20 protein-coding genes are annotated in these 23368 nt (G+C 53.7%); 13 read left to right on the top strand and 7 right to left on the bottom strand.

Annotated features, from left to right (window positions below; genetic code table 11):
• Positions 1 to 18: 18 nt before the first annotated feature.
• From ACR9FF_RS25860 to ACR9FF_RS25850, 3 genes are all read right to left on the bottom strand, one after another.
• Entirely contained in the window at positions 19 to 195 is a 177-nt protein-coding gene (locus tag ACR9FF_RS25860; RefSeq protein WP_167200763.1) for a hypothetical protein, read from the bottom strand.
• Between the two features lie 44 nt (positions 196 to 239).
• Positions 240 to 416: a hypothetical protein gene (locus tag ACR9FF_RS25855; protein WP_435166321.1), complete on the bottom strand. Its 177-nt coding sequence runs from the start codon at positions 414 to 416 to the stop codon at positions 240 to 242.
• Between the two features lie 532 nt (positions 417 to 948).
• Positions 949 to 2181 carry an aminopeptidase gene (locus ACR9FF_RS25850; protein WP_435166318.1) on the bottom strand — a complete coding sequence of 411 codons (1233 nt, stop codon included), beginning with the start codon at positions 2179 to 2181 and terminating at the stop codon, positions 949 to 951.
• 181 nt (positions 2182 to 2362) lie between these two features.
• Between ACR9FF_RS25850 and ACR9FF_RS25845 the strand changes: the two genes are divergently transcribed.
• Positions 2363 to 3472 (top strand): M24 family metallopeptidase, encoded by a 1110-nt coding sequence (locus tag ACR9FF_RS25845; protein ID WP_435166316.1) that lies wholly within the window; start codon positions 2363 to 2365, stop codon positions 3470 to 3472.
• Positions 3473 to 4174: 702 nt separating this feature from the next.
• Here ACR9FF_RS25845 and ACR9FF_RS25840 read toward each other — a convergent pair.
• Positions 4175 to 5092: a proline dehydrogenase family protein gene (locus tag ACR9FF_RS25840; protein WP_127495392.1), complete on the bottom strand. Its 918-nt coding sequence runs from the start codon at positions 5090 to 5092 to the stop codon at positions 4175 to 4177.
• Between the two features lie 92 nt (positions 5093 to 5184).
• Here ACR9FF_RS25840 and pruA point away from each other — a divergent pair, with 92 nt between their 5' ends.
• The 3 genes from pruA (at position 5185) to ACR9FF_RS25825 (ending at position 10137) form a co-directional block, all read left to right on the top strand.
• Positions 5185 to 6732, top strand: coding sequence for an L-glutamate gamma-semialdehyde dehydrogenase (pruA, locus tag ACR9FF_RS25835; RefSeq protein WP_435166312.1), 1548 nt, complete (start codon positions 5185 to 5187; stop codon positions 6730 to 6732).
• A 112-nt stretch (positions 6733 to 6844) separates the two neighbouring features.
• Positions 6845 to 8341, top strand: a complete 1497-nt coding sequence (glpK, locus tag ACR9FF_RS25830) for a glycerol kinase GlpK (protein WP_435166309.1) — start codon at positions 6845 to 6847, stop codon at positions 8339 to 8341.
• Between the two features lie 110 nt (positions 8342 to 8451).
• Positions 8452 to 10137, top strand: a complete 1686-nt coding sequence (locus tag ACR9FF_RS25825) for a glycerol-3-phosphate dehydrogenase/oxidase (protein WP_435166306.1) — start codon at positions 8452 to 8454, stop codon at positions 10135 to 10137.
• Between the two features lie 11 nt (positions 10138 to 10148).
• Here the strand turns inward: ACR9FF_RS25825 and ACR9FF_RS25820 are convergent, their stop codons facing one another.
• Positions 10149 to 11075 (bottom strand): AEC family transporter, encoded by a 927-nt coding sequence (locus tag ACR9FF_RS25820; RefSeq protein WP_435166303.1) that lies wholly within the window; start codon positions 11073 to 11075, stop codon positions 10149 to 10151.
• Between the two features lie 18 nt (positions 11076 to 11093).
• Positions 11094 to 11792 (bottom strand): metal-dependent hydrolase, encoded by a 699-nt coding sequence (locus ACR9FF_RS25815; RefSeq protein ID WP_435166300.1) that lies wholly within the window; start codon positions 11790 to 11792, stop codon positions 11094 to 11096.
• Between the two features lie 133 nt (positions 11793 to 11925).
• Here ACR9FF_RS25815 and ACR9FF_RS25810 point away from each other — a divergent pair, with 133 nt between their 5' ends.
• The 8 genes from ACR9FF_RS25810 to ACR9FF_RS25775 all read left to right on the top strand — a co-directional run bounded on the left by ACR9FF_RS25810 (position 11926) and on the right by ACR9FF_RS25775 (position 22113).
• A complete protein-coding gene (locus tag ACR9FF_RS25810) occupies positions 11926 to 12747 on the top strand; it encodes a PaaX family transcriptional regulator C-terminal domain-containing protein (RefSeq protein ID WP_435166297.1) in 822 nt (273 codons plus the stop codon).
• A 146-nt stretch (positions 12748 to 12893) separates the two neighbouring features.
• On the top strand, positions 12894 to 14510 hold the full coding sequence (locus ACR9FF_RS25805; RefSeq protein WP_435166294.1) for a response regulator: 1617 nt from the start codon (positions 12894 to 12896) through the stop codon (positions 14508 to 14510).
• Positions 14511 to 14519: 9 nt separating this feature from the next.
• Entirely contained in the window at positions 14520 to 16310 is a 1791-nt protein-coding gene (locus ACR9FF_RS25800) for a cache domain-containing sensor histidine kinase (RefSeq protein WP_435166291.1), read from the top strand.
• Positions 16307 to 17305 carry a substrate-binding domain-containing protein gene (locus ACR9FF_RS25795; protein ID WP_127495384.1) on the top strand — a complete coding sequence of 333 codons (999 nt, stop codon included), beginning with the start codon at positions 16307 to 16309 and terminating at the stop codon, positions 17303 to 17305. Before ACR9FF_RS25800 ends, ACR9FF_RS25795 begins: the two co-directional genes overlap by 4 nt.
• Before the next feature lie 123 nt (positions 17306 to 17428).
• The gene (locus ACR9FF_RS25790) at positions 17429 to 18928 is read left to right on the top strand and encodes a sugar ABC transporter ATP-binding protein (protein ID WP_435166287.1); all 1500 of its coding nucleotides are present in this window, start codon (positions 17429 to 17431) and stop codon (positions 18926 to 18928) included.
• 48 nt (positions 18929 to 18976) lie between these two features.
• On the top strand, positions 18977 to 19969 hold the full coding sequence (locus ACR9FF_RS25785; RefSeq protein ID WP_127495436.1) for an ABC transporter permease: 993 nt from the start codon (positions 18977 to 18979) through the stop codon (positions 19967 to 19969).
• A 123-nt stretch (positions 19970 to 20092) separates the two neighbouring features.
• Positions 20093 to 21115, top strand: a complete 1023-nt coding sequence (locus ACR9FF_RS25780) for an ABC transporter substrate-binding protein (RefSeq protein ID WP_397369582.1) — start codon at positions 20093 to 20095, stop codon at positions 21113 to 21115.
• 131 nt (positions 21116 to 21246) lie between these two features.
• Positions 21247 to 22113, top strand: a complete 867-nt coding sequence (locus ACR9FF_RS25775; protein WP_201008356.1) for a YitT family protein — start codon at positions 21247 to 21249, stop codon at positions 22111 to 22113.
• Positions 22114 to 22118: 5 nt separating this feature from the next.
• Here ACR9FF_RS25775 and ACR9FF_RS25770 read toward each other — a convergent pair whose 3' ends face one another.
• Entirely contained in the window at positions 22119 to 22850 is a 732-nt protein-coding gene (locus tag ACR9FF_RS25770) for a glycerophosphodiester phosphodiesterase (protein ID WP_435166283.1), read from the bottom strand.
• A 171-nt stretch (positions 22851 to 23021) separates the two neighbouring features.
• Here ACR9FF_RS25770 and ACR9FF_RS25765 point away from each other — a divergent pair, with 171 nt between their 5' ends.
• On the top strand, positions 23022 to 23360 hold the full coding sequence (locus tag ACR9FF_RS25765) for a metal-sensitive transcriptional regulator (protein ID WP_127495380.1): 339 nt from the start codon (positions 23022 to 23024) through the stop codon (positions 23358 to 23360).
• Positions 23361 to 23368: the final 8 nt, after the last annotated feature.

Here is a 23368-nt window from a genome sequence, read left to right as displayed (position 1 = left end):
GCTTTCTTTTGGATCTGATTAGCCCTGCGCGCCAGGACGGATACGGACGACGCCAATCTCGGTAGCGTTAATGGCAAACGCGTTGCCGCCTTGGTTAATCGTTGCGTTCGCCGATTGGCCAACGCGGACGTTGGTTGTGCCTTTGCTCCATTTGACAATGTTCTTGTCAGCGGATTTCGTTCTTTTACGACCCATTTGAATCACCTCCTCGCCATGGAATGGACGACTGTAGAGGCGGATTAACGTTTGCGATTCTTTTGCTTCACCAGCTGCTTCATAATTTGCACGTTAACGGCGTTGCTCGCGAGCACGTTGCCGGCTTCGGCAGATGCCTTGGCCGTCTGATAAATATTAATAACGATGTAGTTGTTGCGGCCGACGCGGTAGCGGTAGGACTTCACGTTTTGATGAATCAAGGGGGGAGCCTCCTCCTGATAGACTGGTATAGTCTATGATTGATAGGTAGATTCGGTCGCGGCTAATATATTGATGTTGTTACGCAGGAAAGTATCGGGATGGGAGATTGATCTGGTTACGCAGAAAAGTATCTCCTTCCGGTTGCTGTTGTTATCTTGATATTCTGATCGAATTTTCAGCGGTAATATCAAGAGTAACAAAGGCAAGCGCTAACGCTCCTCCATGAGATACTATTCCTTCTCCACCTATCAATCGGTGTGTGGGCAGAAAAAGGGGCAGAACAGGTTTTGAAATCCTATTCTACCCCTTTATTTCAAAAAATAATCGATAGGATCCGAAGAGAAAATATCTCCCGGAAGAGTGTAACGCTTGCCTTTGAAATCGAGATAAAACCTTAGACAATTTATTCAAATATCTCGATTTCAACAGCAACTGGAGGGAGATGTTTTCTCGGCAGGATCACCGTCGATTACCCCTCACGATTTCAACAGCAACTGGAGGGAGATGTTTTCTCGGCAGGATCATTATCGATTAAAACGCCCAGTTGCCGTTAACCAAGATGGGCTCGCGGGTGCCGTCTTCGGTGATGCCGTAGAGGTTGAGCTCGGCGGAGCCTACCATGAAGTCGGTATGCGCCATGCTTTGGTTCAGTCCTCTTTCGAGCAGCTCCTCGCGCGACAGGCCGGCGCCGCCCTTGATGCAGGACGCGTAGGCGCTGCCCAGAGCCAAGTGGCAGGAAGCATTTTCGTCGAAGATCGTTTTATAGAACAAAATATTCGAATCCGAAATGGGCGAGGTATGCGGCACTAGGGCAACTTCGCCGAGGAACTTCGCTGCGTCGTCGGTATCGAGCAGGCCTTTAATGGCTTCCTCGCCTTGCTCCGCCTTGAAATCGACCACGCGGCCGTTCTCGAAGGTGAACGAGAAGTTGTCGACGATATTGCCGTTATAGCTGAGCGGCTTGGTGCTGGAGATGGTTCCGTTTACGCCGGTACGAAGCGGTGCCGAGTAGACTTCTTCGGTTGGCAGGTTCGGAACGAACCAGGTGCCTTGTTCATTTTGCTTGCTGCCGCCAAGCCAGATTTGATCTTTGGGCATTTCTAGCGTCAGGTCGGTGCCAGGGGCAACGTAATGCAAATATTTATAGGCTTTATCGTTCAAATATTGCGCCTTGGATTTCAGCTGCTTAATATGCGCTTCCCAAGCGGCGATTGGATCCGGCTGGTCGGCACGCACCATTTGGAAGATCGTATCCCACAGCTTTGCGACTTGCTCTTCCTGCGGAAGATCCGGGAAGACCTTGGCTGCCCATGCGGCGGAAGGGGCTGTTGCCAGCGACCAGGTAAATTTGAAAGCCTGGGACATTTGACGGTATTTCTCGTTAGCTTTGCGCGCCGTACGGTCCGCGTTGCGGATTTTTTCCTGCGATACTCCGCGGAGCAGATCGGGATCGGCGGATCCGATCGTAATGGAGGCAGCACCTTTTTCCGCCATCTCGAGCTTTTCGCCGGCGGACCATTTCGGCTCCTCCAGGAACGATTCAAGCGAAGCAAGATCATAATGAATGCGGGATACGGCGTCGTCATGCCAGAATACCTTCACTTGGTAGGCACCGGCTTCGTACGCTTTTTTCACGACGAGTCGGACGAGCTCTGGCGCGTCAATTGTCGCATTAACCATAACCGATTGCCCTTGTTGTATGTTCGCTCCGATTTTTACGATGATGTCCGCATAGTTGTTTAATTTTTGCTCAAAAGTCAGCACGGGGCTTCATTCCTCTCTCGTTAACGTTATGTATAGTTTCCTGTGGACCCTATAGCTATAGTATGAACTTATTTTCGAGGAATTTCAAAATGGTAGAGGAGAGGCAGAATGGTTTGGTTACCGCGCGAGACGGCGTTATAATAGCAGGGAAAGCTTTTACTGAGAAACGGAGTGAATATGCATGGAATCCATTTGGCAACAGAGAAAAGGGCAGCTGGCTGCTTATTTGAAAGAGAACGGCATCGATATCGCCTTTATCACGTCTCCGACGAATGTATATTATTTTACGGGCTTTTCCTGCAATCCGCATGAGCGGTTCCTAGCGTTGGCATTGGATGCGAGGACGGGGGAGGAGACGCTGTACATGCCGCTTCTCGACCTGTCGGCGGCGGAGCCGTTTGGCGGGAACGGCAAGCTTGTGCCAATCTCGGATACGCAGAATGCCTACGAGGTGCTGAAGCAGCATACGGCGTCGGGTGTTGCGGCAGCGGGCATTGAGAAGGAAGCGGTCTCGATCGCCAAGGCTGAGCGTATTCAGGATGCTTTAGGCGGCGCGCGTTTCGTTGATCTCGAAGGCTTTATTCTGTCCCTGCGCACGAAAAAAAGCGAGGAAGAAATCAGCAAGGTGCAGAATGCCGTTCTAATGGTGGAAAAGGTTGTGGCGCACGCCGCTTCCCATGCCAAAATCGGCATGACGGAGCTTGAGCTGACGGCAGAGATCGAGTATCAGATGCGCAAGCTTGGCGCGGACCGTCCGGCGTTTGAATCCATCGTGCTGACCGGCGCCCGTTCCGCGCTGCCGCATGGCACGCCGGGCTACGACACGATCAAGCATGGCAACTTTGTGCTGATCGATATCGGCGTTCAGGCCGGCGGCTACTGCTCCGACATTACGAGAACGTTTGTGATGGGGGAGGCTTCCAAAGAGCAGCGCGCCATCTATGATACGGTGCTTGCCGCCAACATGGCAGGGATCGCGGCGGCCAAAGCAGGCGTAACGCTGGCTTCCGTGGATAAAGCGGCCCGCGACGTCATTGAGCAGAAGGGCTTTGGGCCGCTGTTCACGCATCGTCTCGGCCATGGCTTTGGCATGGATGTGCATGAGCAGCCTTCCGTTTCGGGGCAAAATCAATCGGTTATCGAGCCGGGTCTGCTGTTTACGATTGAACCGGGCATTTATGATCCGGTGATCGGAGGCGTCCGGATTGAGGACGACGTGTACATTCAAGCGGACGGTTCCGTCCGCGTGCTGACCAGCTATCCGAAAGAGCTGATTTTGCTGGGCAACTAGTAGAGCGATGTGGCGGTAGTGGGATAGCCTTCGCGTCGCCGGCGCTAACGAAACTACAGCACCTTATTTGGCGTTATTGGAGGCGCTATGATCTCTAACGAAACTGTGTAACGTTATTTGATTCAAATGAGCTACATTTGGCTTGAAAACGACCTAATAGCGATACCAGGTTTCGTTAGAATCTGAAAACGGCCGTTTTTCCGGAAATAACGATACTACGTTTCGTTAGCCGGGATGGGGGGCGTTGGCTTTGAGTCCGCCTGCAGCCCGCTTGAGTCCTTACGACCTCGGCCCATGTAGCCGGAAAAAAGAAATCCCTGCGTACCCGCAGGGATTTCTTTTTGTGATATTTTACTGAGCACAACGTTGGATGGGCCCTCGCGCGGCGCTAACGAAACTATAACACCTTATTTGGCGGTTTTTGGGCCGCTGTGATTTCTAACGAACTCAGTATCGTTATTTGGGGCGAATGAGCTACATTTGGCTTGAAAACGACCGAATAGCGATACCAGGTTTCGTTAGATTTAGAAAACGGCCTTTTTTCCAGAAATAACGATACTACGTTTCGTTAGCGGGGTGAGGGAGGCTGCGAGAGTTTATTCTTGAAACTTGCGGTCCCCTACAAAGTGTAACAGATAAGCGCCGTTACACTTTGCGGTTACCCGACAAATTTCAACTAAAGTACATCGTTGAAATTTGCGGTTACTTAAACATATTCCTCAAAACCAACACCAGGTTCGCCGGCTTCTCGGCCAAACGGCGGGTGTAATACGGGTACCACATCGTGCCGTACGGCACGTAGCAGCGGACGCGGTAGCCTTCTTGGGCTAGCTCGGCTTGCTTGCCCATGCGAAGGCCGTAGAGCATCTGGAACTCGAAGGCATCCTTCGAGATATTGTTCGCCTCGGCGAAAGCCTTGGTGAAGTTGATGACCTTATCGTCATGCGAGGCAACGGCCGTATATACTCCGTTCTTCAGGCGATGCTCGATAAGCTTTTTGAAGTTGCCGAGCACTTGCCCCGCATTCTGGTACGCCACCTCCGGGGGCTCTTTGTAAGCCCCTTTCACCAGCCGCAGATTAACCTTTTCCTTGCTCAGCGCCTTTACATCCTCTTCGGACCGGTGCAAATACGCTTGAATGACGGTGCCGACATTGGTCATCCAGCCGGCATGAAGCCTCCGCACCAGATCGATGGTCGCCTGCGTATACGGCGTATCCTCCATATCGAGCCGGACAAAAATCCGGCTGTACTTCGCCTCCGACACAACCGCCCGGATATTGGAGTGGCATTGCTCCTTATCCAGCGCAAGACCGAATTGGGTCGGCTTGAGCGAGACGTTGGCATTCACTTTGCGCCTTGCGATCTCGCGGACAATCTTTAAGTACTCATCCCTGTAGCCCTCGGCTTCCTTCAAGTCCTTGATCCCTTCTCCAAGATGGTCCAGCGTCACCATAATGCCCTGACTGTTGAGCTCCTCCGTTCGATCCATCGCTTCTTCCAGATTGTCGCCGGCGATGAATTTGGAAGCGAGCTTGCGGCCGTAGCGGATGGACAGATGCTCCACAAGCTTGTTGCCGGTGATGCCTAGCAGTGTTCGGCGGTAAAGGCCTGCACCCATTGTCTATCGCTCCTTTCTAAGTAAAAAACATAACGTCCTGCCGGATGAACTATAAATGGAATAGTGAGCATGTATCGAAGGGGGATGCGGGTATGAGGGCAACATTTAAGAATGAACCTTTCACGAACTTTCAGTCGGAAGCAAATAACAAGGCGTACGATGCGGCGCTTGAATTGGTGGGTTCCAAGCTGGGCAGGGAATATCCGCTGGTGATCGGTGGCCGCCGGATTACGACGACGCGGACCTTGCCGTCCACGAATCCGGCCTCCAAAAATCAGGTGATCGGCGTAGTTTCCCAAGCGGATGCCAGTCTTGCGGAAGAGGCCATTCAGACAGCGGCTCGCACCTTCGACAGCTGGAAGTTTACCGAGCCAAACGAACGGGCCAGGTATTTATATAAAGCAGCGGCACTGCTGCGGCGGCGCAAGCATGAGTTTTCCGCATGGATGACGGTTGAAGCGGGCAAAACGCGAGCCGAGGCAGATGCGGATACGGCGGAAGCGATAGACTTTATGGAATTTTACGCGCGCGAGCTGCAGCGCATAAGCAAGCCGCAGCCTCTGACTCCTCTTGACGATGAGGAGAATCAACTTTATTATATTCCGCTTGGCGTCGGTATTGTCATTCCGCCATGGAATTTCCCTCTCGCTATTATGGCGGGCATGACTACGGCCGCTCTCGTATGCGGCAACACGGTTGTCCTGAAGCCGGCCAGCCCGACGTCGGTTATTGCGGCGCAGTTTTTCGAGCTGCTCGAGGAAGCCGGCGTCCCTGCGGGCGTTGTCAATTATTTGCCTGGTCCGGGCAGCGAGGTTGGCGATTATCTGGTGGATCATCCGCTGACGCGGTTCGTTAGCTTTACCGGTTCCCGAGAGGTTGGATTAAGGATAAACGAACGGGCGGCAAAGACGCAGCCGGGGCAAAAATGGATCAAGCGCGTCATTGCCGAAATGGGCGGCAAAGACGCGATCATCGTGGATGCGGAAGCGGATCTGGATCTGGCCGCGGATTCGATTGTAGCTTCGGCCTTTGGCTTTTCCGGGCAAAAATGCTCCGCCTGCTCGAGAGCCATCGTCCACGAAGCGGTGTACGACGAAGTGCTCGCGAAGGTTCTGGACCGGACTAACCGGCTTAAGGTAGGCGATCCTGCTGATGCCAGCACGAATGTAGGGGCCGTTATCGATGATAAGGCATTCCGCAAAATCCAGGAGTATATCGAGATCGGCAAGGGAGAAGGCAGACTGGTCGCCGGTGGAGCATCCGATGATTCGGTCGGTTATTTTATCGAGCCTACGATCTTTGCGGATGTAGATGCGAATGCGCGCATTTCGCTGGAGGAGATTTTTGGCCCGGTGCTTGCTTTTACGAGAGCCGAATCGTTCGAGAATGCTCTTGAGATCGCGAACAATACGGAATTTGGCTTGACGGGGGCCGTGATCTCGAGAAACCGGGCGCATCTGGAGCAGGCTCGACGCGAGTTTATGGCAGGCAATTTATATTTAAACCGCAAATGCACGGGTGCGCTTGTTGGCGCCCATCCGTTTGGCGGGTTCAATATGTCGGGTACGGATTCCAAGGCGGGCGGCCGCGATTACCTGCTGCTGTTCACGCAGGCAAAGATCGTATCGGAGAGATATTAAGGAATGTAAGCGTCCGGCAAAGGGAGTTTGGCTCAGCGCCTCGAATAGAATACAATAGTGGAAGCGGGTACTTGGGAAATGCAGGATTCATGGAAAAAGGGGATCGATCATTATGACGCAGCAGGAAACCTATATCATCGCGCTGGACCAAGGGACAACGAGCACACGTGCGATTTTATTCGATAAAGCGGGGAACCCGCGCGCAATTGCCCAGACGGCGGTGGACTGCGCGTTTCCGCATCCGGGCTGGGTAGAGCAGGACGCCGTGCAGCTGTGGGAAACCTCGCTGAAGGTGATACGCGAGCTGCTTGCGAAGGAGGGCCTGAAGGCGGAGCGCATCGCCGCAATCGGCATCTCGAACCAGCGGGAGACGACGATCATCTGGGACAAAACGACGGGCAAGCCCGTTTATAACGCCGTCGTCTGGCAATCGCGCCAGACGTCTGGCATTTGCGAAGCGCTGAAGGAAGCTGGCCATGAAATGCCGATCCGGGAGAAAACCGGGCTCTTGATCGACCCGTATTTCTCCGGAACAAAGGCGAAATGGGTGCTCGACGAGGTAGAGGGAGCGCGTGACAAAGCCGCGGCCGGCAAGCTGTTATTCGGCACCGTGGACAGCTGGCTGATCTGGAAGCTGACCGGCGGAGCGGTTCATGTGACGGACTACTCGAACGCGTCGCGGACGCTGCTGTACAACATTCATGAGCTGAAGTGGGATGCGGACCTGCTCGAATGGCTGGACATTCCGGCTTCCATGCTGCCGGAGGTGCGCTCGTCTTCCGAGGTGTACGGCACAACGGAAGCGGCGTTGTTTGGCGGGCCTATTGCTATCGCGGGCGCTGCCGGCGACCAGCAGGCCGCTTTGTTCGGGCATGGATGCTTTGAGAGAGGCGAAGCGAAAAACACGTACGGCACCGGCTGCTTTATGCTCATGAATACGGGCACGGAGCCGATCCGTTCGGAGCATGGCCTGCTCACGACCATCGCCTGGGGCTTTGACGGGCAGGTAGAATACGCGCTTGAAGGCAGCGTCTTTGTAGCGGGCTCGGCGGTGCAGTGGCTTCGCGACGGCATGGAATTGATCGGGTCCTCGGAGGAGAGCGAAAAGCTGGCTTCTTCCGTGGATTCGACGGAAGGCGTTTACGTTGTTCCCGCCTTTGTCGGGCTAGGTACGCCTTATTGGGACAGCGAAGTCCGCGGCGCGGTATTCGGCATGACGCGCGGAACCCGGCGCGAGCATTTTGTCCGGGCAACGCTTGAGTCCATTGCGTATCAGACGAAGGATGTGCTGGACGCGATGGAGCAGTCGGCGGGCATTCCGCTGCAAACGCTATGCGTGGACGGCGGCGCAATCCGCAACAATTTGCTCATGCAGTTCCAGAGCGATCTGCTTGGCGTGCCGGTTGAACGGCCGGTCATCAGCGAGACAACGGCGCTTGGCGCCGCTTATTTGGCTGGGCTTGCAGTTGGCTACTGGCAGGGCCGCGGGGAGATTTTGGAGCAGCGGCGGCTGGACCTCGTTTTTGAGCCGGCGATGGCACAGGAGCGGGTAGAACAGCTGTATGCCGGTTGGCAGAAAGCCGTAAAGGCGGCAATGGCTTTTCGATAAGGGAATAGACCGTGGCAGTTCTTCATCATGCGTAATAGCATAATGGAGAAATGTTCGCGGTTTTCTTTTTTCCACAGAAGATAAAGAATTTGCGATAGGAGCTGTTCGTAATGGCAAGCGGGAACGGGCATGGGGGAGGACCAACTTTTAACGCTCTAAAGAGAGAGGAGCAGTTCGGGCGGCTGCAGGCGGAGGAATACGATCTGCTTATTATTGGCGGAGGCATTACCGGGGCGGGGATCGCGCTTGATGCGGTTACGCGGGGATTAAAGACGGCGCTGGTGGAGATGCAGGATTTCGCCGCGGGGACGTCAAGCCGCTCGACCAAGCTGGTGCATGGCGGTCTGCGTTACTTGAAGCAGCTCGAGATTGGAGTTGTAGCCGAGGTCGGCAAGGAACGCGAGATTGTATACGAGAACGGGCCGCATGTGACAACGCCGGAATGGATGCTGCTCCCGATCTATAAAGGCGGTACCTTCGGGATGTTTAGTACTTCGCTTGGTCTTCGATTGTATGACTTTCTGGCAGGGGTCAAACGCGCCGAGCGGAGAAAAATGCTTGGAAAAGACGAGACGGTCACGCGCGAACCGCTTCTGAAGCGGGAGGGCCTGAAGGGCGGCGGCTATTATGTCGAGTACCGTACCGACGATGCCCGATTAACGATAGAAGTGATGAAAAAAGCCGTAGAGCTCGGAGCTTGCGCGATCTCTTACGTGAAGGCCGAATCGCTGCAGTACGAGAACGGGCGGATCGTTGGCGCGGACGTGAGGGACCGCCTGACGGGAAATACGGGACAGGTGAAGGCAAAGGTTACGATCAATGCCGCAGGTCCTTGGGTTGACGCGATACGGGAGAAGGACGGATCCAAGAAGGGGAAGACGCTCCATCATACGAAAGGCGTCCATCTCGTATTCGACCAGAGACGTTTTCCGCTTGGTCAGGCCATCTATTTCGACTCGGAAGACGGGAGGATGCTGTTTGCGATTCCCCGCGACGGAAAGACGTATATCGGCACAACCGATACCGATTACAAGGAGGACCTTGTCCATCCGCGGATGACCGTTGCTGACAGAACGTATATTTTGAAGGCGGCTAACGATATGTTTCCTACGCTTGGGCTGAAAGCCGAGGACGTGGAATCGAGCTGGGCCGGCGTACGGCCGCTTATTCATCAGGAAGGGAAAGACCCGTCGGAGATTTCCCGGCGCGACGAGGTGCTGGTGTCGCCTTCGGGCCTTCTCTCCATGGCAGGCGGCAAGCTGACCGGCTACCGGAAAATGGCCGAGACGGTTATGGACCAGGCCGCAGAGCAGCTCGTTAAAGCCGGGCGGAGCGGGATAGGCGAGAGCCGGACGAAGACGCTTCCGATCTCGGGCGGCGATGTTGGCGGGTCCGGTGGATATGAGCGATTTATCGCGGATAAAAAGGCGGCTGCCGCCAAAGCGGGGCTTGCCGGCCCGGATGCGGAACGGCTTGTCCGCCGGTTCGGGTCCAACATCGATACCGTGCTCGGCCTTATGCCCGAAGCGCAGGAAGAAGCGATCCGCCGAAAGCTTCCGGTTACGCTCCTTCTTGAGCTGCTTTATGCCATCCGTCATGAGATGGCCTGCAAGCCGGTCGATTTCTGGATCCGCCGCAGCGGCAGCCTCCTGTTCGACCGCAGCCGGGTCATCCGCTGGAAGAACGGCGTGCACCGCTATATGGCGGAGCTATTCGGTTGGTCGCCCGGCGTCAGCGCGGCTTATGCGGAGCAGCTGGAGCGCGAGCTCCAGCTGGCGGTGGAGCCGATGGAGTAGGGCTAGCATGGTTATGCCGGGAATAGCGTGCCCGACAGCTGGATGATGATCGTTAGCGTTACGCTGCTGAGCAGGGTGGAGAACAGCACGGCCTGGGCTGCAAAGCCAGGCTCATTGTTGTATTCAAGGGCAAGTGCGGCACTGTTGCGGCTAGTCGGAATCGCGCTTGCGATAAAGAGCGCCTGCGCCGTAACGCCTTCTATATGCATGAGCTCAAGAAGCAGCCAGGCTATAACGGGAGCTGCAGCAAGGCGGAGGAGACTGCTCCACAAGACGGTAATCGTATGAAGCTTAAGCATCGTGGATGCCATCTGTGCGCCAATCGTGAGCAATGCGAAGCTGAGCATCCCGTCGGCAATGGTTGATAAAGGCGTCAGCAGCGGTTCCGGCATGTCAATATGGGCGAGCCGCAGCAGTGTTCCGGCGATAATGGCATACAGGACGGGCATTTTAACAAATTGCAGCAGCGATTTTTTTAGCCCGCTTGCCGCCCTGCTGGCATTCAGCAGGCCAAAGGTGAAGGTTGCGAACAGCTCAAAGGTTACGACCATCATCTGAATGGACATCGCAAACGGATCGTGCTTGAACGCCATGGCATTAACCGGGATACCGATATTGCCGTTATTCGTTAAGGCGATGCTGTTCGAGAAGCTGGCGGCAAGCGGCTTTGGGTGGCGAAGCATCCGGCTTACGCCATGACCGAGCAGGACAATGAGGATGAACTGCGCAGCGAGGAAAACGAAGATGGTACCGATCAAGGAAGCGGTCAGCTCGGCTTCATACACTTTTACAAAAGCAAGGGCGGGAATGTAGAAATACATAAGCATCTTGGAGAAACCGCCAAGCTCGAACTTGAACTTGCGATGGAGCAGTGCGCCGATTGCGAGCGGAATAAGGATCGGAACGATAATGTAGAGGAAGGTATGCCATATATTCAATGAGAGCAACTCCTTTGATTAGCTTGAGTGAATAACCACTTGCTCGCCTGGCGCAAGTACTTGACCGGCAAGCCCTCGCTGCAGAAGCATCTGAACGAAAAGAGAGGCATCCTGCTTAATGATAGGGAATGTATCGTAATGAATGGGAATGACGCGGCGCGCTTTAATCCATGACGCGGCAATTGCGGCGTCTTCCGGACCCATCGTAAATCGTCCGCCAATCGGCAGGAAGGCAATGTCGATATCGAAACGTTCCCCAATCAGACGCATATCGCCAAACAATCCGGTATCTCCCGCATGATAGAGGGTAAACCCGTCTATCTCGAGAATAATTCCGACCGGTGATCCGGTATAGACAATCTGGCCATCCTCGGATAGGGCGGATGAAGTATGAAGAGCCGGCGTCAGATTGACGCGCCCAAACGGAAAGTCCCAAGCTCCGCCGACATGCATCGGCTCGACCTGAACGCCATGCCTTCCCAGATGGATGGCCAGCTCTTCAACGGCAATAATCGGGGCATGGTTTTGTTTTGCCAGCGGAATGGCATCGGTGATATGATCGGAATGACCGTGGGTCAGCAGGATGTATTGCGTCTCAATCTGTTCCAGACTTTTGGAGACGGCGAGCGGATTACCGGTCAAAAAAGGGTCGATGATGACGGAAACGGCATCATGGGTCACTTGGATGCAGGAATGTCCGTGATAAACAATGCGCATAAGCGAGGCCTCGCTTTCAAAATGAATTTTATAACCAATTTATATACGAACGTTTATATTTATGTTATATTATTGACGGTGAATAAATGTCAATCTTTTTTTGTTTATTTTTGTCAAAGGAGCCGTGGAGCCTTTGTTATCGATAGAGAAACAGTTGCTGTATCTCCTGACCAGCGGGGACGGAGCCGGATCGGGCGCAGCCGTCGGCAGGCTTATCGAGGTGTATGAAGCGCGGGGCATCTCCCATCAGATTGTGCGCAACGCTCTTTCCAGGCTGAAGAAGGAAGGTTATGCCGAATCGGCGGAACGTTCCCGATATAAGGCAACGCCTCTTGGCGAGGAATTTATCCGGATCATTAACGCTAAACCCGGTTTGTACGAAAAGGAATGGGATGGGCAATGGTGCATGGTTATGTTCGAGATTCCGGAGTCGGAACGACGCAGAAGGGATAGCTTCCGATCGGAGCTGTTACAGCTGGGGTTTGGTTCGCTTTATAAAAGCGTCTATGTCTCGCCATGGGATTACAGGGATGAGGTCATCCGGCTCGGCCGGCAGTGCGAGGTTGCCGGATATATAACGGTGACGAGTACAAGGATTGTACATAATGACATCACGCCGGAGCACTCCTTCCGTCTATGGCCGCTTGAGGAGCTGCAGGCGTTGTATCGGGATAAAGACCGATGGTTACAGGAGCACCTGGTACCTGCTTTGGCGTTGCTTGAGCATACGGGAGATGAGGACGGACTGCAATTATTTGTCCTTTTTCTCGAACTTGGCGAGATCATTGCGGAGCTTGGCTTACGCGATCCTATGCTTCCGGATCCGCTGCTTCCGGACGATTGGACAGGAAAGTGGCAAATGCAGCAGTTTCAGGCAAGCCTGCGCCAAATCGCACAAGCGATACCCGAGCAATCGCCTTACCGCGCCTTTGTGGAGCATTTCCTCGGACGCTAGAGGAGATGCCGCATGAGCAAGGAGGAGCCTCACGGACAGTGAGGTTTTTTGCGCTGTTCTTTTTCCTCATTGCCGGAAATCTATTTCGCTGACTATAATAAAAGCGCATACAATTCCAATCCTGATAGGCAGTAGGGGGAACGTCCTTGTATACGATATTGCTGGTTGACGATGAAGCGGTCGTAAGGGAAGGCATCAGGGAACGCATACCGTGGGAGGAGCTTGGCTTTCGGTGCGTGGCGGATTGCGAGAATGGCGTGCAGGCGCTGGAGGAGATCGAACGGCTGCGGCCGCATATCGTGCTGACGGATATTAACATGCCGTTTATGGACGGGCTGGCCTTGTCCCGCGAAGTCATGGAACGGTATCCGGAGACAAAGGTCGTGATCCTGACCGGATACGACGATTTCGAATACGCGCAGCAGGCGCTGAAGTTGAAGGTAAAGGATTTCATCCTGAAGCCGGTAACGGCTGCCGAGTTCTCCGCGATGCTGCATAAGCTCCGGCAGGAGCTGGACGAGGAGAAGAGAGAGCGGGAGGATCTGGCCCGGCTGCAAAGCCAGCTGCATGAGAGCATGCCGCTCCTCAAGGAACGTTTCCTCGAGCGGATGTCGACGATGGCCTTAAGCGAGAAGGAGATTGCGTCGCGTCTGCACTATTTCCAGATTCAATTGACGGGACCTTGCTATCTGGCGTTGGCAATCGACACGGACCGGCTGGAAGAGCAGGGCGGCGCGGACACGGACCGGGAGCTGCTTAGATTTGCCATATACAATATCGCGCAGGAAATTATTAGCGCGGAACCGGGGGCCGTTGTTTTCCGCAGCAGAGAGGAACGGGTGATGGCCGTCCTTAGCGGGGATCGCGAGGAGCTGCTGCAAGAGAAGGCCCAGGAGCTCGCTGAGCGTATCCGGCAATCGGCGGTCCAATTCCTGAAGCTGACCGTTTCGGTCGGAATCGGGATGACCGTTCATAGCTGTACGAGAATCAGAGAGACCTGCAAGGCTGCGGCTGCGGCATTGGATTATCGGCTTGTGCTTGGCGACAACAGTGTTATCAGCATACTGGACATGGAGAAGCGCAGAAGCTCGCCGGCCGGGCATCCGGCAGAGTTCGACCGTGAATTAATAGCGGGAATCAAGACGGGTACGGCGGATGAAGTAGAGCGGGCTATCGAAGCGCTGATCCGATATAACAAGGCAGAACTGACCAGCATTGATCACTGCTATTTGCGTATTCAAAAAACGATTCTTGCCGTCATGCAGTCGCTTGGCGATATCGGCTGCAAGGAGTCCGAAGTGTTCGGAGAAGGCATTAATCCGATGACCGAAATCTACCGGTTCAGGACAATGGAAGAGATCGGGGAATGGCTGAAGACGGCCTGCCGGCAAGCCGTTCACAGCGTAACGGCAACACGCCATGACCAGTGCCGGTTACAGATTGCGGAAGCGATCGCTTATCTGGAAACGAATTACGAGGACGAGAATCTATCGGTGAAAGGCGTCTGCAAGCAGGTTCATATGAGCGTCAGCTATTTCAGCGCGGCTTTTAAAGCCCATACCGGCAGAACCTTTATCGAATACCTGACTGCGGTCCGAATGGATAAAGCGAAGGAGCTGCTGAAATTTACCGGTCTCCGGACCTACGAGATTGCCGCTAGAACCGGCTATAGCGATGCGCAGTATTTCAGCGTTTTGTTCAAGAAGCACACGGGGGAGTCCCCAACGGATTACCGTCATCGGACGGCGGCGGAACAGGCATGAGGCGCGCTTATGGAATTATTTAAATTTAAAAGCATTCAGACGAATATCGCCGCCGCCTCCGCTTGTCTCATTCTTCTTACGGCCATCCTGCTTGGCATCATCTCTTACCAGCTGTCGGCCTCGTCCGTCCGCGAGACGGCCCAGGACTATACGGCGGAGCTGATCCGCCAGGTAAATGCTAACATCCAGACCTACATTACCAGCATGGAAAATATATCGATGCTCGCGCTCAGCAACGAGGATGTCCGCGAGCTTGTAAGCGAAGAGGGAAATAACGGGACAAGCGCGGAGGAGCTGGCGCGCGAGCAGCGGATCTCCGCGTCTTTTCACTCCATTATGGCTTCTCGCAAAGATATCGCTTCGATTAACGTGATTGGCTACAACGGCCGATTCGTCTCGGACCGCGAGCATGTCGAGCTGAATCCAAGCATCAGGCTGGCGGAGCAGCCCTGGTACACAAGCGCGCAGGAAGCATCGGGTCGCATCGTCGTGTCTTCCTCCCATGTCCAGCATATGTTCAAGGATGAATACGACTGGGTCGTATCGCTCAGCCGGGAGCTATGGAGCAAGGATCAGACGGAGCCGCGCGGCGTGCTGCTTGTCGACTTGAACTTCAGCGTCATCAACGACACGCTGAACAACATTGACTTAAGCAAACGCGGGTATGTATTTATCGTGGATGAGAGCGGCAATATCGTCTACCATCCGCAGCAGCAGTTGATCTACAGCAATCTGAAGTCGGAGAAAATCGACGAGGTGCTGGCGAAGGGCAGCGGCAGCTTTACGACCGAGGAAGGGAAGACAAGCCGGATCTATACGATTCAGGATACCGGCTTCGGCTGGAAAATCGTTGGCGTGTCCTACGTCAACGAATTAATCGGCAACAAACGCGAAATGCAGCTGTCGATGGTAGCCGCGGGAGTCTTTTGCTTGATCGTAGGCCTATTGCTTGCCGTCTTCATTTCTCGTAATCTGTCCCGTCCGATCAAGCAGCTGCAGGAGCATATGAAGAAGGTGGAGAAAGGGATCTTCAACATCCGGGTGCCTATCGGCAATCCGAGGGAAATTGCTTCTCTAGCCCGCACGTTTAACCTGATGGTCGTCAAGATCGAGGAGCTGATGAGCCAGGTCGTCCGGGAGCAGGAGATTAAGCGGAAGAGCGAGCTGACGGCGCTGCAGGCGCAGATTAACCCGCATTTTTTGTACAATACGCTGGATTCGATTATATGGATGGCCGAGGGGAAAAAGACGGACGAGGTAGTTCTGATGACCTCCGCACTGGCGCGGCTGTTCCGCTCCTCCATCAGCAGAGGACAGGAGCTGGTCCCGATCCGTACGGAGATTGAACATGTTGCCAACTACCTGACGATTCAGAAAATCCGGTACAAGGACAAGCTGGATTTCCATATCGACGTGGATCCGGATATTTACGGGTACCGCACGCTGAAGGTGCTGCTCCAGCCGCTGCTTGAGAATGCGATCTACCACGGCATCAAGAACAGAATCGGGACGGGGACGATTCAGGTTACCGGCGGCAAGCGAGAAGGTTATATATGGCTGGAAGTGAGCGATAACGGCGTTGGGATGGAGGCGGAGGCGCTCCGTACCATTCTGGAGCCAAGGAGAAACGACCGGGAAAGCAAAGGCGTTGGCGTGGTGAATGTCCATGAGCGAATCCAGCTTTATTTCGGGAAGGATTACGGCCTGACGTACAGAAGCGTACCGGATGAAGGGACGACCGTAACGGTACGGATTGCCGCCATTGAAGGCGATGAATTGGCTGGAGGTGTTGGCGCATGAGCGAGTATAGACGCAAATCGGCATCTATCGCCATTACCGCGGTTCTTATCGTGATTGCTGTCGTTGGTATCTATAAATGGGCGGCAAGCCAGCGTACGGAGAAGCCCGTCGACATCATCGTTACGGTAAAAGCAAAAAGCTCGGCGATTGATTTCTGGAAGGTGCTCATCACCGGAGTTGAGGACGCGGCGAATGAATTCGGCGCCAATGTCACGGTGATTGGACCTCCGTCCGAGACGGAGATCGATATCCAGATGGAGCAGCTCGAGCAGGCGATCCGGCAGAAGCCGGATGCGATCGTGATGGCCGCCACCGATTATAACCGGCTCGTTCCTGTCGCCCAACAGATCGTTAAGGCAGGTATCAAGCTTATTACGGTGGATTCCCGCATTAACAGCGACGATGCGCTCAGTTTTATCGCAACGGATAATATTGCGGCCGGGGAGAAGGCCGGAGAAGAGATGGCCAAGCTGCTGCCGGAATCCGCTTCCTCGAAAATCGCCATAATGAGTTACGTTTACGGAACCTCGTCGCAGCTTGAGCGGGAAAAAGGCGTGCGGCAGTGGCTGGACGGACACTCGCACATTGCGGTGGCAAGTACGCTCTATAGCGAAGGGCGGCTCGAGAAGGCCTATGAGCTGACCAAAGAGCTTCTCGCCAAAGATCCCGGCATTGAAGGGATTGTTGGGCTAAATGAGCCTTCTACCGTTGGCGCCGGACGGGCCATTGAAGAGCTTGGGCTCAGCGGGAAAGTAAAGCTTGTCGGCTTCGACAGCTCGGTAGATGAAGTAAAGCTGATTGAAAGCGGCGTGCTGCAGGCGACCATTGTCCAGAAGCCATACAATATGGGCTATCTCAGCGTAAAGACGGCCATTGAAGCGGTGCGGGGCAAGAAGGTGCCGAAGCTGATCGATACGGAATCGGTCATTATCAACAAAGACAATATGTATACGGAACAAAATCAGAAGCTGCTCTTCCCCTTTGTGGGAGAGTAGCTTTTCTTTTTTCAATAGGAACAGAACAGATTTTTTTCAACTATTCAAATACATTATTCCATTCTGGCAAAAGCGAAAGCGCTTTAGAATGAGCTTAGTTACAGCGGGATGGAGTGATTGGGCATGAAGGACATACTCGTTCGCATGGAAGGAATCAATAAGTATTTTCCGGGCGTTCAAGCCCTGCAGGATTGCCGCTTCGAGTTAAGGCGGGGCGAGGTGCACGCGCTGGTCGGAGAGAATGGGGCGGGCAAGTCTACCATGATGAAGGTGCTGACCGGCGTGTATCAAAAGGATGGGGGAAGCATCGTATACGACGGAACGGAAGTCGAGATTCCCAATTCGAAAACAGCTCAAAACCTGGGCATTTCGATCATCCACCAGGAGCTTAATCTAGCCCCTGATCTGACGGTGGCGCAGAACATCTATATCGGACGCGAGCCTCGGCGGGGACTTCGGCTGTTTCTGAACGAGCGGGAGCTGAAGCGGAAGGTCGAGCGGTTGTTCAAGCGGCTGAACATGGAGCTGGATCCGGATGAACCGGTCGCCAATCTTACCGTAGCGAAGCAGCAGATGGTGGAGATCGCCAAAGCGTTGTCTTACGACGCCAAGGTGCTCATCATGGACGAACCAACCGCGGCGCTGAGCGATACGGAGATCGATGATCTGTTCGTTATTATAAACCAGCTTAGAGCAAGCGGAGTTGGCATCGTCTACATCTCGCACCGGATGGATGAGCTGAAGCGGATTACCGACCGGATTACCGTCATGCGGGACGGTCGATACATCGATACGGTGCCGACGGCTTCCGTTACGAACGAGCAGATCATTGCGATGATGGTTGGCCGCGAGATCTACGACAGCACCAAGCAGAACCGGATAGCGGAGAACAGCGAGACGGTTCTTGAGGTGAAGGGGCTAAGCCGCAAGGGAGCGCTCGACAATATCAGCTTCAAGCTCCGCAAAGGAGAAATCATCGGCTTCGCGGGGCTGATTGGAGCGGGTCGGACCGAGGTGGCGAGAGCGATTTTTGGCGCCGATCCGATCGATTCGGGCGAGATAACGGTGCATGGTCGCAAGGTAGTAATGAAGCAGCCTTATGACGCGGTGCAGGCGGGAATCGGATACTTGTCGGAGGACCGCAAGCGGTACGGCTGCATCGTGGAGATGGATGTGAAGACCAACGTGGCGGTCGCTTCGCTCCGGCAATACGTGAATGGGGTGGGCTGGGTGAACCGGAGCAAGATTGCGAAGGCGGCCGAGCAGATTGTCGAGATGCTGAAGGTGAAGACGCCTCATATCGATCAGGACGTCAAATTCCTTTCGGGAGGCAATCAGCAGAAGGTTGTCATCGGCAAATGGCTGACCCAGGGTTGCGACATTCTGATCTTTGATGAGCCGACCCGCGGGATCGATGTTGGAGCAAAAAGCGAAATCTACAAGCTGCTGAACGATCTGGCCGCCAAGGGCAAATCGATCATTATGATCTCCTCGGAGCTTCCGGAGATTTTGCGGATGAGCCACCGCATCATCGTGATGTGCGAAGGACGCATCACGGGTGAGCTGGACCGCGAGGAAGCCACGCAGGAGCAGATTATGAGATATGCGACATTAAGAGCTTAACAACGGAGTTTAGGGGGAATCTCTATGAAAATGCAGCCAAAAGCCGAAATGGCGCAGCTTGGCGGCAAGCAGACCGCGATTATTCTGAAGCCGGGCGTTCTGCAGCAGGTGCTTGCTTTTGCCAGTCTGATCGTCCTTATTCTCGTATTCACCTTTTCGTCCAGCAACTTTTTTCAATTCTCCAATATCGTAGGGATTCTGCTCTCAACCGCGGTGACCGGCGTCCTGGCGCTGGGCTCTACGTTTGTCATTATTACGGGCGGCATTGATTTGTCGGTCGGAACGGTGATGACCTTAAGCGCGGTAATGACCGGGGTGTTTATTACGTATTGGGGGCTGCCGGTTCCGATTGGCATTATCGGTGGCATCCTGACGGGTGCCGTTTGCGGGCTGTTGTCCGGCGTGATGGTCGCCAGGCTTAAGATCCCTCCCTTTATCGCAACCCTTGCCATGATGATGATCGCCAAAGGCCTTGCTCTTGTCATCTCCGGTACGAAGCCGATCTACTTCAACGATCATCCGGTGTTCAGCGAGGTGTCGCAGGGTTCGTTCTTCGACAAGCTTATCCCGGGCTTTGCCATCCCGAATGCAGTTGTCATTTTCTTCATCGCCGCGATTATCGGAAGCATTCTGTTGTCCAAAACGATCGTCGGCCGTTATAACTTTGCTCTTGGCAGCAATGAGGAAGCAACCAGGCTGTCAGGCGTTAACGTGAACTATTGGAAAATCGTAATCTACACGCTTACCGGCGTTTTCACCGGTCTGGCGGGTATTCTGATTGCGTCCCGGCTCAACTCCGCCCAGCCTGCGCTTGGCGCCGGTTACGAGCTTGAGGCTATAGCGGCGGTTGTCATTGGCGGCACCTCGCTTAGCGGGGGGAAGGGTACAATCGTAGGCACGGTTATCGGCGCTCTGATTATGAGCGTGCTGACGAACGGCCTTCGCATTTTGTCCGTTCCGCAGGAATGGCAGACCGTTGTGGTCGGCATCGTCATCTTGCTTGCGGTTTATGCGGACATTCTGCGCCGACGCAAAGCGTAAACCCGATTAACGCTAGAAACTTTGGTCTCTTAGCAAGTCTCGCTAACTGGGGAACCAAGATTCTATAGAGGATGATTGAAATCCAAGATCTGATTGAATCCAAAAATCAAAGGGGAGATTTCGGTGAAAAAGGTTACGGCATTGCTGTTAGTTGCGTTAATGACGGTTGTTATGCTTAGCGCCTGCGGGTCGAATAACTCGGACAATTCGAAGAACACGGGCAATACGGGCGGTAAAACCAGCACGAACAACGGCGGAACCAAAGCGAGCGGAGACAAAATTTACATCCCGATTATATCGAAGGGCTTCCAGCATCAATTCTGGCAGGCGGTAAAAGCCGGGGCGGAAAAAGCCGCTACGGAGTTCAACGTGGAGATCACCTTCGAAGGACCGGAGACCGAAGCGCAGGTCGACAAACAGATCGAAATGCTTCAGGCCGCTCTCGACAAGAAGCCTAGCGCGATTGGTTTTGCCGCTCTCGACAGCCAAGCTTCCGTTCCGCTCCTGCAAAAGGCGAAGGACGCAGGCATTCCGGTTATCGCCTTCGACTCCGGCGTAGACAGCGATATTCCGATCACAACCGCTTCCACCAATAACGTGGCCGCTGCCGCTCTCGCTGCCGACAAAATGGCGGAGTTAATCGGCGGAGAAGGCGAGATTGGCGTCATCGTGCATGACCAGACCTCTGTTACGGGCGTTGACCGCCGCGACGGCTTCGTGAACCGGATCAAAGAGAAATATCCGAATATTAAGATTGTCGACATTCAATACGGCGGCGGCGACCATCTGAAATCGACGGACCTCGCGAAAGCGATGATTCAGGCTCATCCGAATATTAAAGGCTTCTTCGGCGCGAACGAAGGCTCCGCGGTTGGCGTGATCAACGCCGTAACCGAGCTGAAGAAGGAAGGCCAAATTACCGTAATCGGCTTCGACTCGGGCAAAGCGCAAATCGACGCGATCAAGAGCGGCGTTATGGCTGGAGCCATTACGCAAAATCCGGTCGGCATCGGTTACGAGACGGTGAAGGCTGCCGTCGAAGCGATTCGCGGCGAGAAGGTAGAGTCCACCATCGATACGGGCTTCTATTACTACGATAAGTCCAATATCGACAGCGATGAAATTAAAGCGGTACTATATGAATAATCAGTAAAATAGTGGAACAAAATAGCAGTCGGGTGTCATATAAGATGACGCCGGCTGCTATTTTTTTGTCCGCATTTTTTGAAAAGACCTGAGGATTGTGTTACCCTAAAAAGAAAAGGTTGGAGGTCACGATGGCAAAAGAGCACAAAAAAATATCCGGTTTAGAGATTTTTAAAAGGGCTATTTTTATCACGATTGGTTCCGTATTAATGGGTGTTTCACTGGAATTATTCCTCGTACCAAATGATGTAATCGACGGTGGCATCACCGGTATCTCCATTATGGTATCCGAATTAACCCACTTGCCCCTTGGTCTATTCATCTTTATCCTGAACATTCCGTTTCTGTTCATCGGCTTCAAGCAGATTGGCAAAACGTTTGCCATATCCACTCTCTACGGCATCGCCGTTATGTCGATTACCACGCAGCTGCTTCATCACGTACATGCCTTTACCGAAGAAAAACTGCTTGCCGTCCTGTTCGGCGGGATCATTCTAGGAGCGGGCGTTGGTCTGGTTATCCGGTTCGGCGGTTCCCTGGACGGCACAGAGATTCTTGCGATTCTGGCATCGAAAAAATTCGGCATGCCGGTCGGACAGATTATCATGATCGTCAACGTCTTTATCTTTATCCTCGCAGGATTTGTGTTTGAATGGAATTCCGCAATGTATTCGATGGTCACCTATTATCTCGCAACCAAGGTCATGGACATTGTTGTTGAAGGTATCGAGGAATCCAAATCCGTCACGATTATTTCCAGCGCGTACGAAGAAATCGCCGAAACGATTATGACGCGCCTGGGACGCAGCACGACTTATATCCAGGCACGCGGCGGTTACTCCAGGGAAGAAACGCAAATGGTTTATTGCGTAGTCAGCCGTCTGGAAGTGGCGAAGCTGAAAGCGATTGTTCACGATATTGATACAAGAGCGTTTATCGCGATTGAAAATGTTGCCGACGTACAAGGCGGCGGCTTTACGAAGAAAAGCATCCACTAAACGGATTAAAGCTTGTTTAGCAGATTAGTGAGCCGTTCCGGGTAATCGGTAATGATGCCTGCGACTCCCGCCTGGATCAGACGCTTCATCTCGGCCGGTTCATTGACCGTAAACACGTTATAGATAACGCCATGCTGGGCGGCTTCCGCAACCCAGTCCGGCAGCACGGCAAAATGCGAGGCATGCAGGGCGGATGCTCCAATCGACAAGGCGTATTTCCACGGACGGTATAAGCCTTCCATGTACAAGATGCCAGTCCGAATTTCCGGAGCCAGCCGCTTGCACTCGATAAGCGAATAATGATTAAAGCTGGAGAGGATCACCTGATTCTCCATGCCGCAAGCACGAACGGTTTCGATTACCTTTTGCTCCAATCCGGGGTAAGGTACGATGCCGTTTTTTAGTTCGATGTTGATGATCGTCCCGGTCCGCTTGGCAAGGTCCAGCAGCTGCACGAGTGTCGGAATTCTTGCGTCCTTAAAGCTCGGAGAGAACCAGCTGCCGGCATCCAGCTGCAGCAGTTCATCGGAGGGCATATCCGCGACAAGGGTGTTCACGCCGGTTGTCCGTCTCAGCATCTCATCGTGGATGAGCACCAGCTTGCCGTCCTTGGTCATCTGAACATCGGTCTCGATCCCTGTTGCGCCAAGCTCAATCGCCTTCTCGAAGGCGATCATCGTGTTCTCCGGATAATTGCCGGAAGCTCCCCGGTGCGCATAATTCACAAGTGTAGTCATAACCGTTCTTCCACTCCCATCTTCATCATAAAATTGAATTGATTTTACTTTACTTCCGATTTGTTTGCGGCATATTAATCTTAATGATGTTTATGCTCAAATTGCGGATTGCATACCCCCTAGGGGTATGATATGATAAGACTATGCCATACCCCCTGGAGGTATTTAAAGATGATTGAACAAGAGAAGACCGAGCATTGCCATTCGACCGAACCGGAACAACAAGGTGCCGAGCGGAAGAGCCATCATTCCGATAAAATGAAATCCAATCTCGTATCGCGACTCAACCGGATTGAAGGTCAGATCCGTGGCGTTAAGGCAATGATTGAGAAGGATACGTATTGCGATGATGTGCTGAACCAGATTGCCGCGGTGCAGTCTGCGTTGAACGGTGTTGGGAAGCTTCTGCTGGAAGGTCATCTGAAAAGCTGCGTGATCGAGCGCATTCAGGCGGGAGAAAGTGAAGTTATTGACGAGCTGCTCGTTACCGTAAATAAATTAATGAAATAAGATCGGGA

The sequence above is a fragment of the Paenibacillus glycanilyticus genome, assembly GCF_051200795.1.
Lineage (GTDB): Bacteria > Bacillota > Bacilli > Paenibacillales > Paenibacillaceae > Pristimantibacillus > Pristimantibacillus glycanilyticus.
Note: the sequence above shows the minus strand (reverse complement) of the source record. Positions and strands in the feature narration are given on the sequence as shown.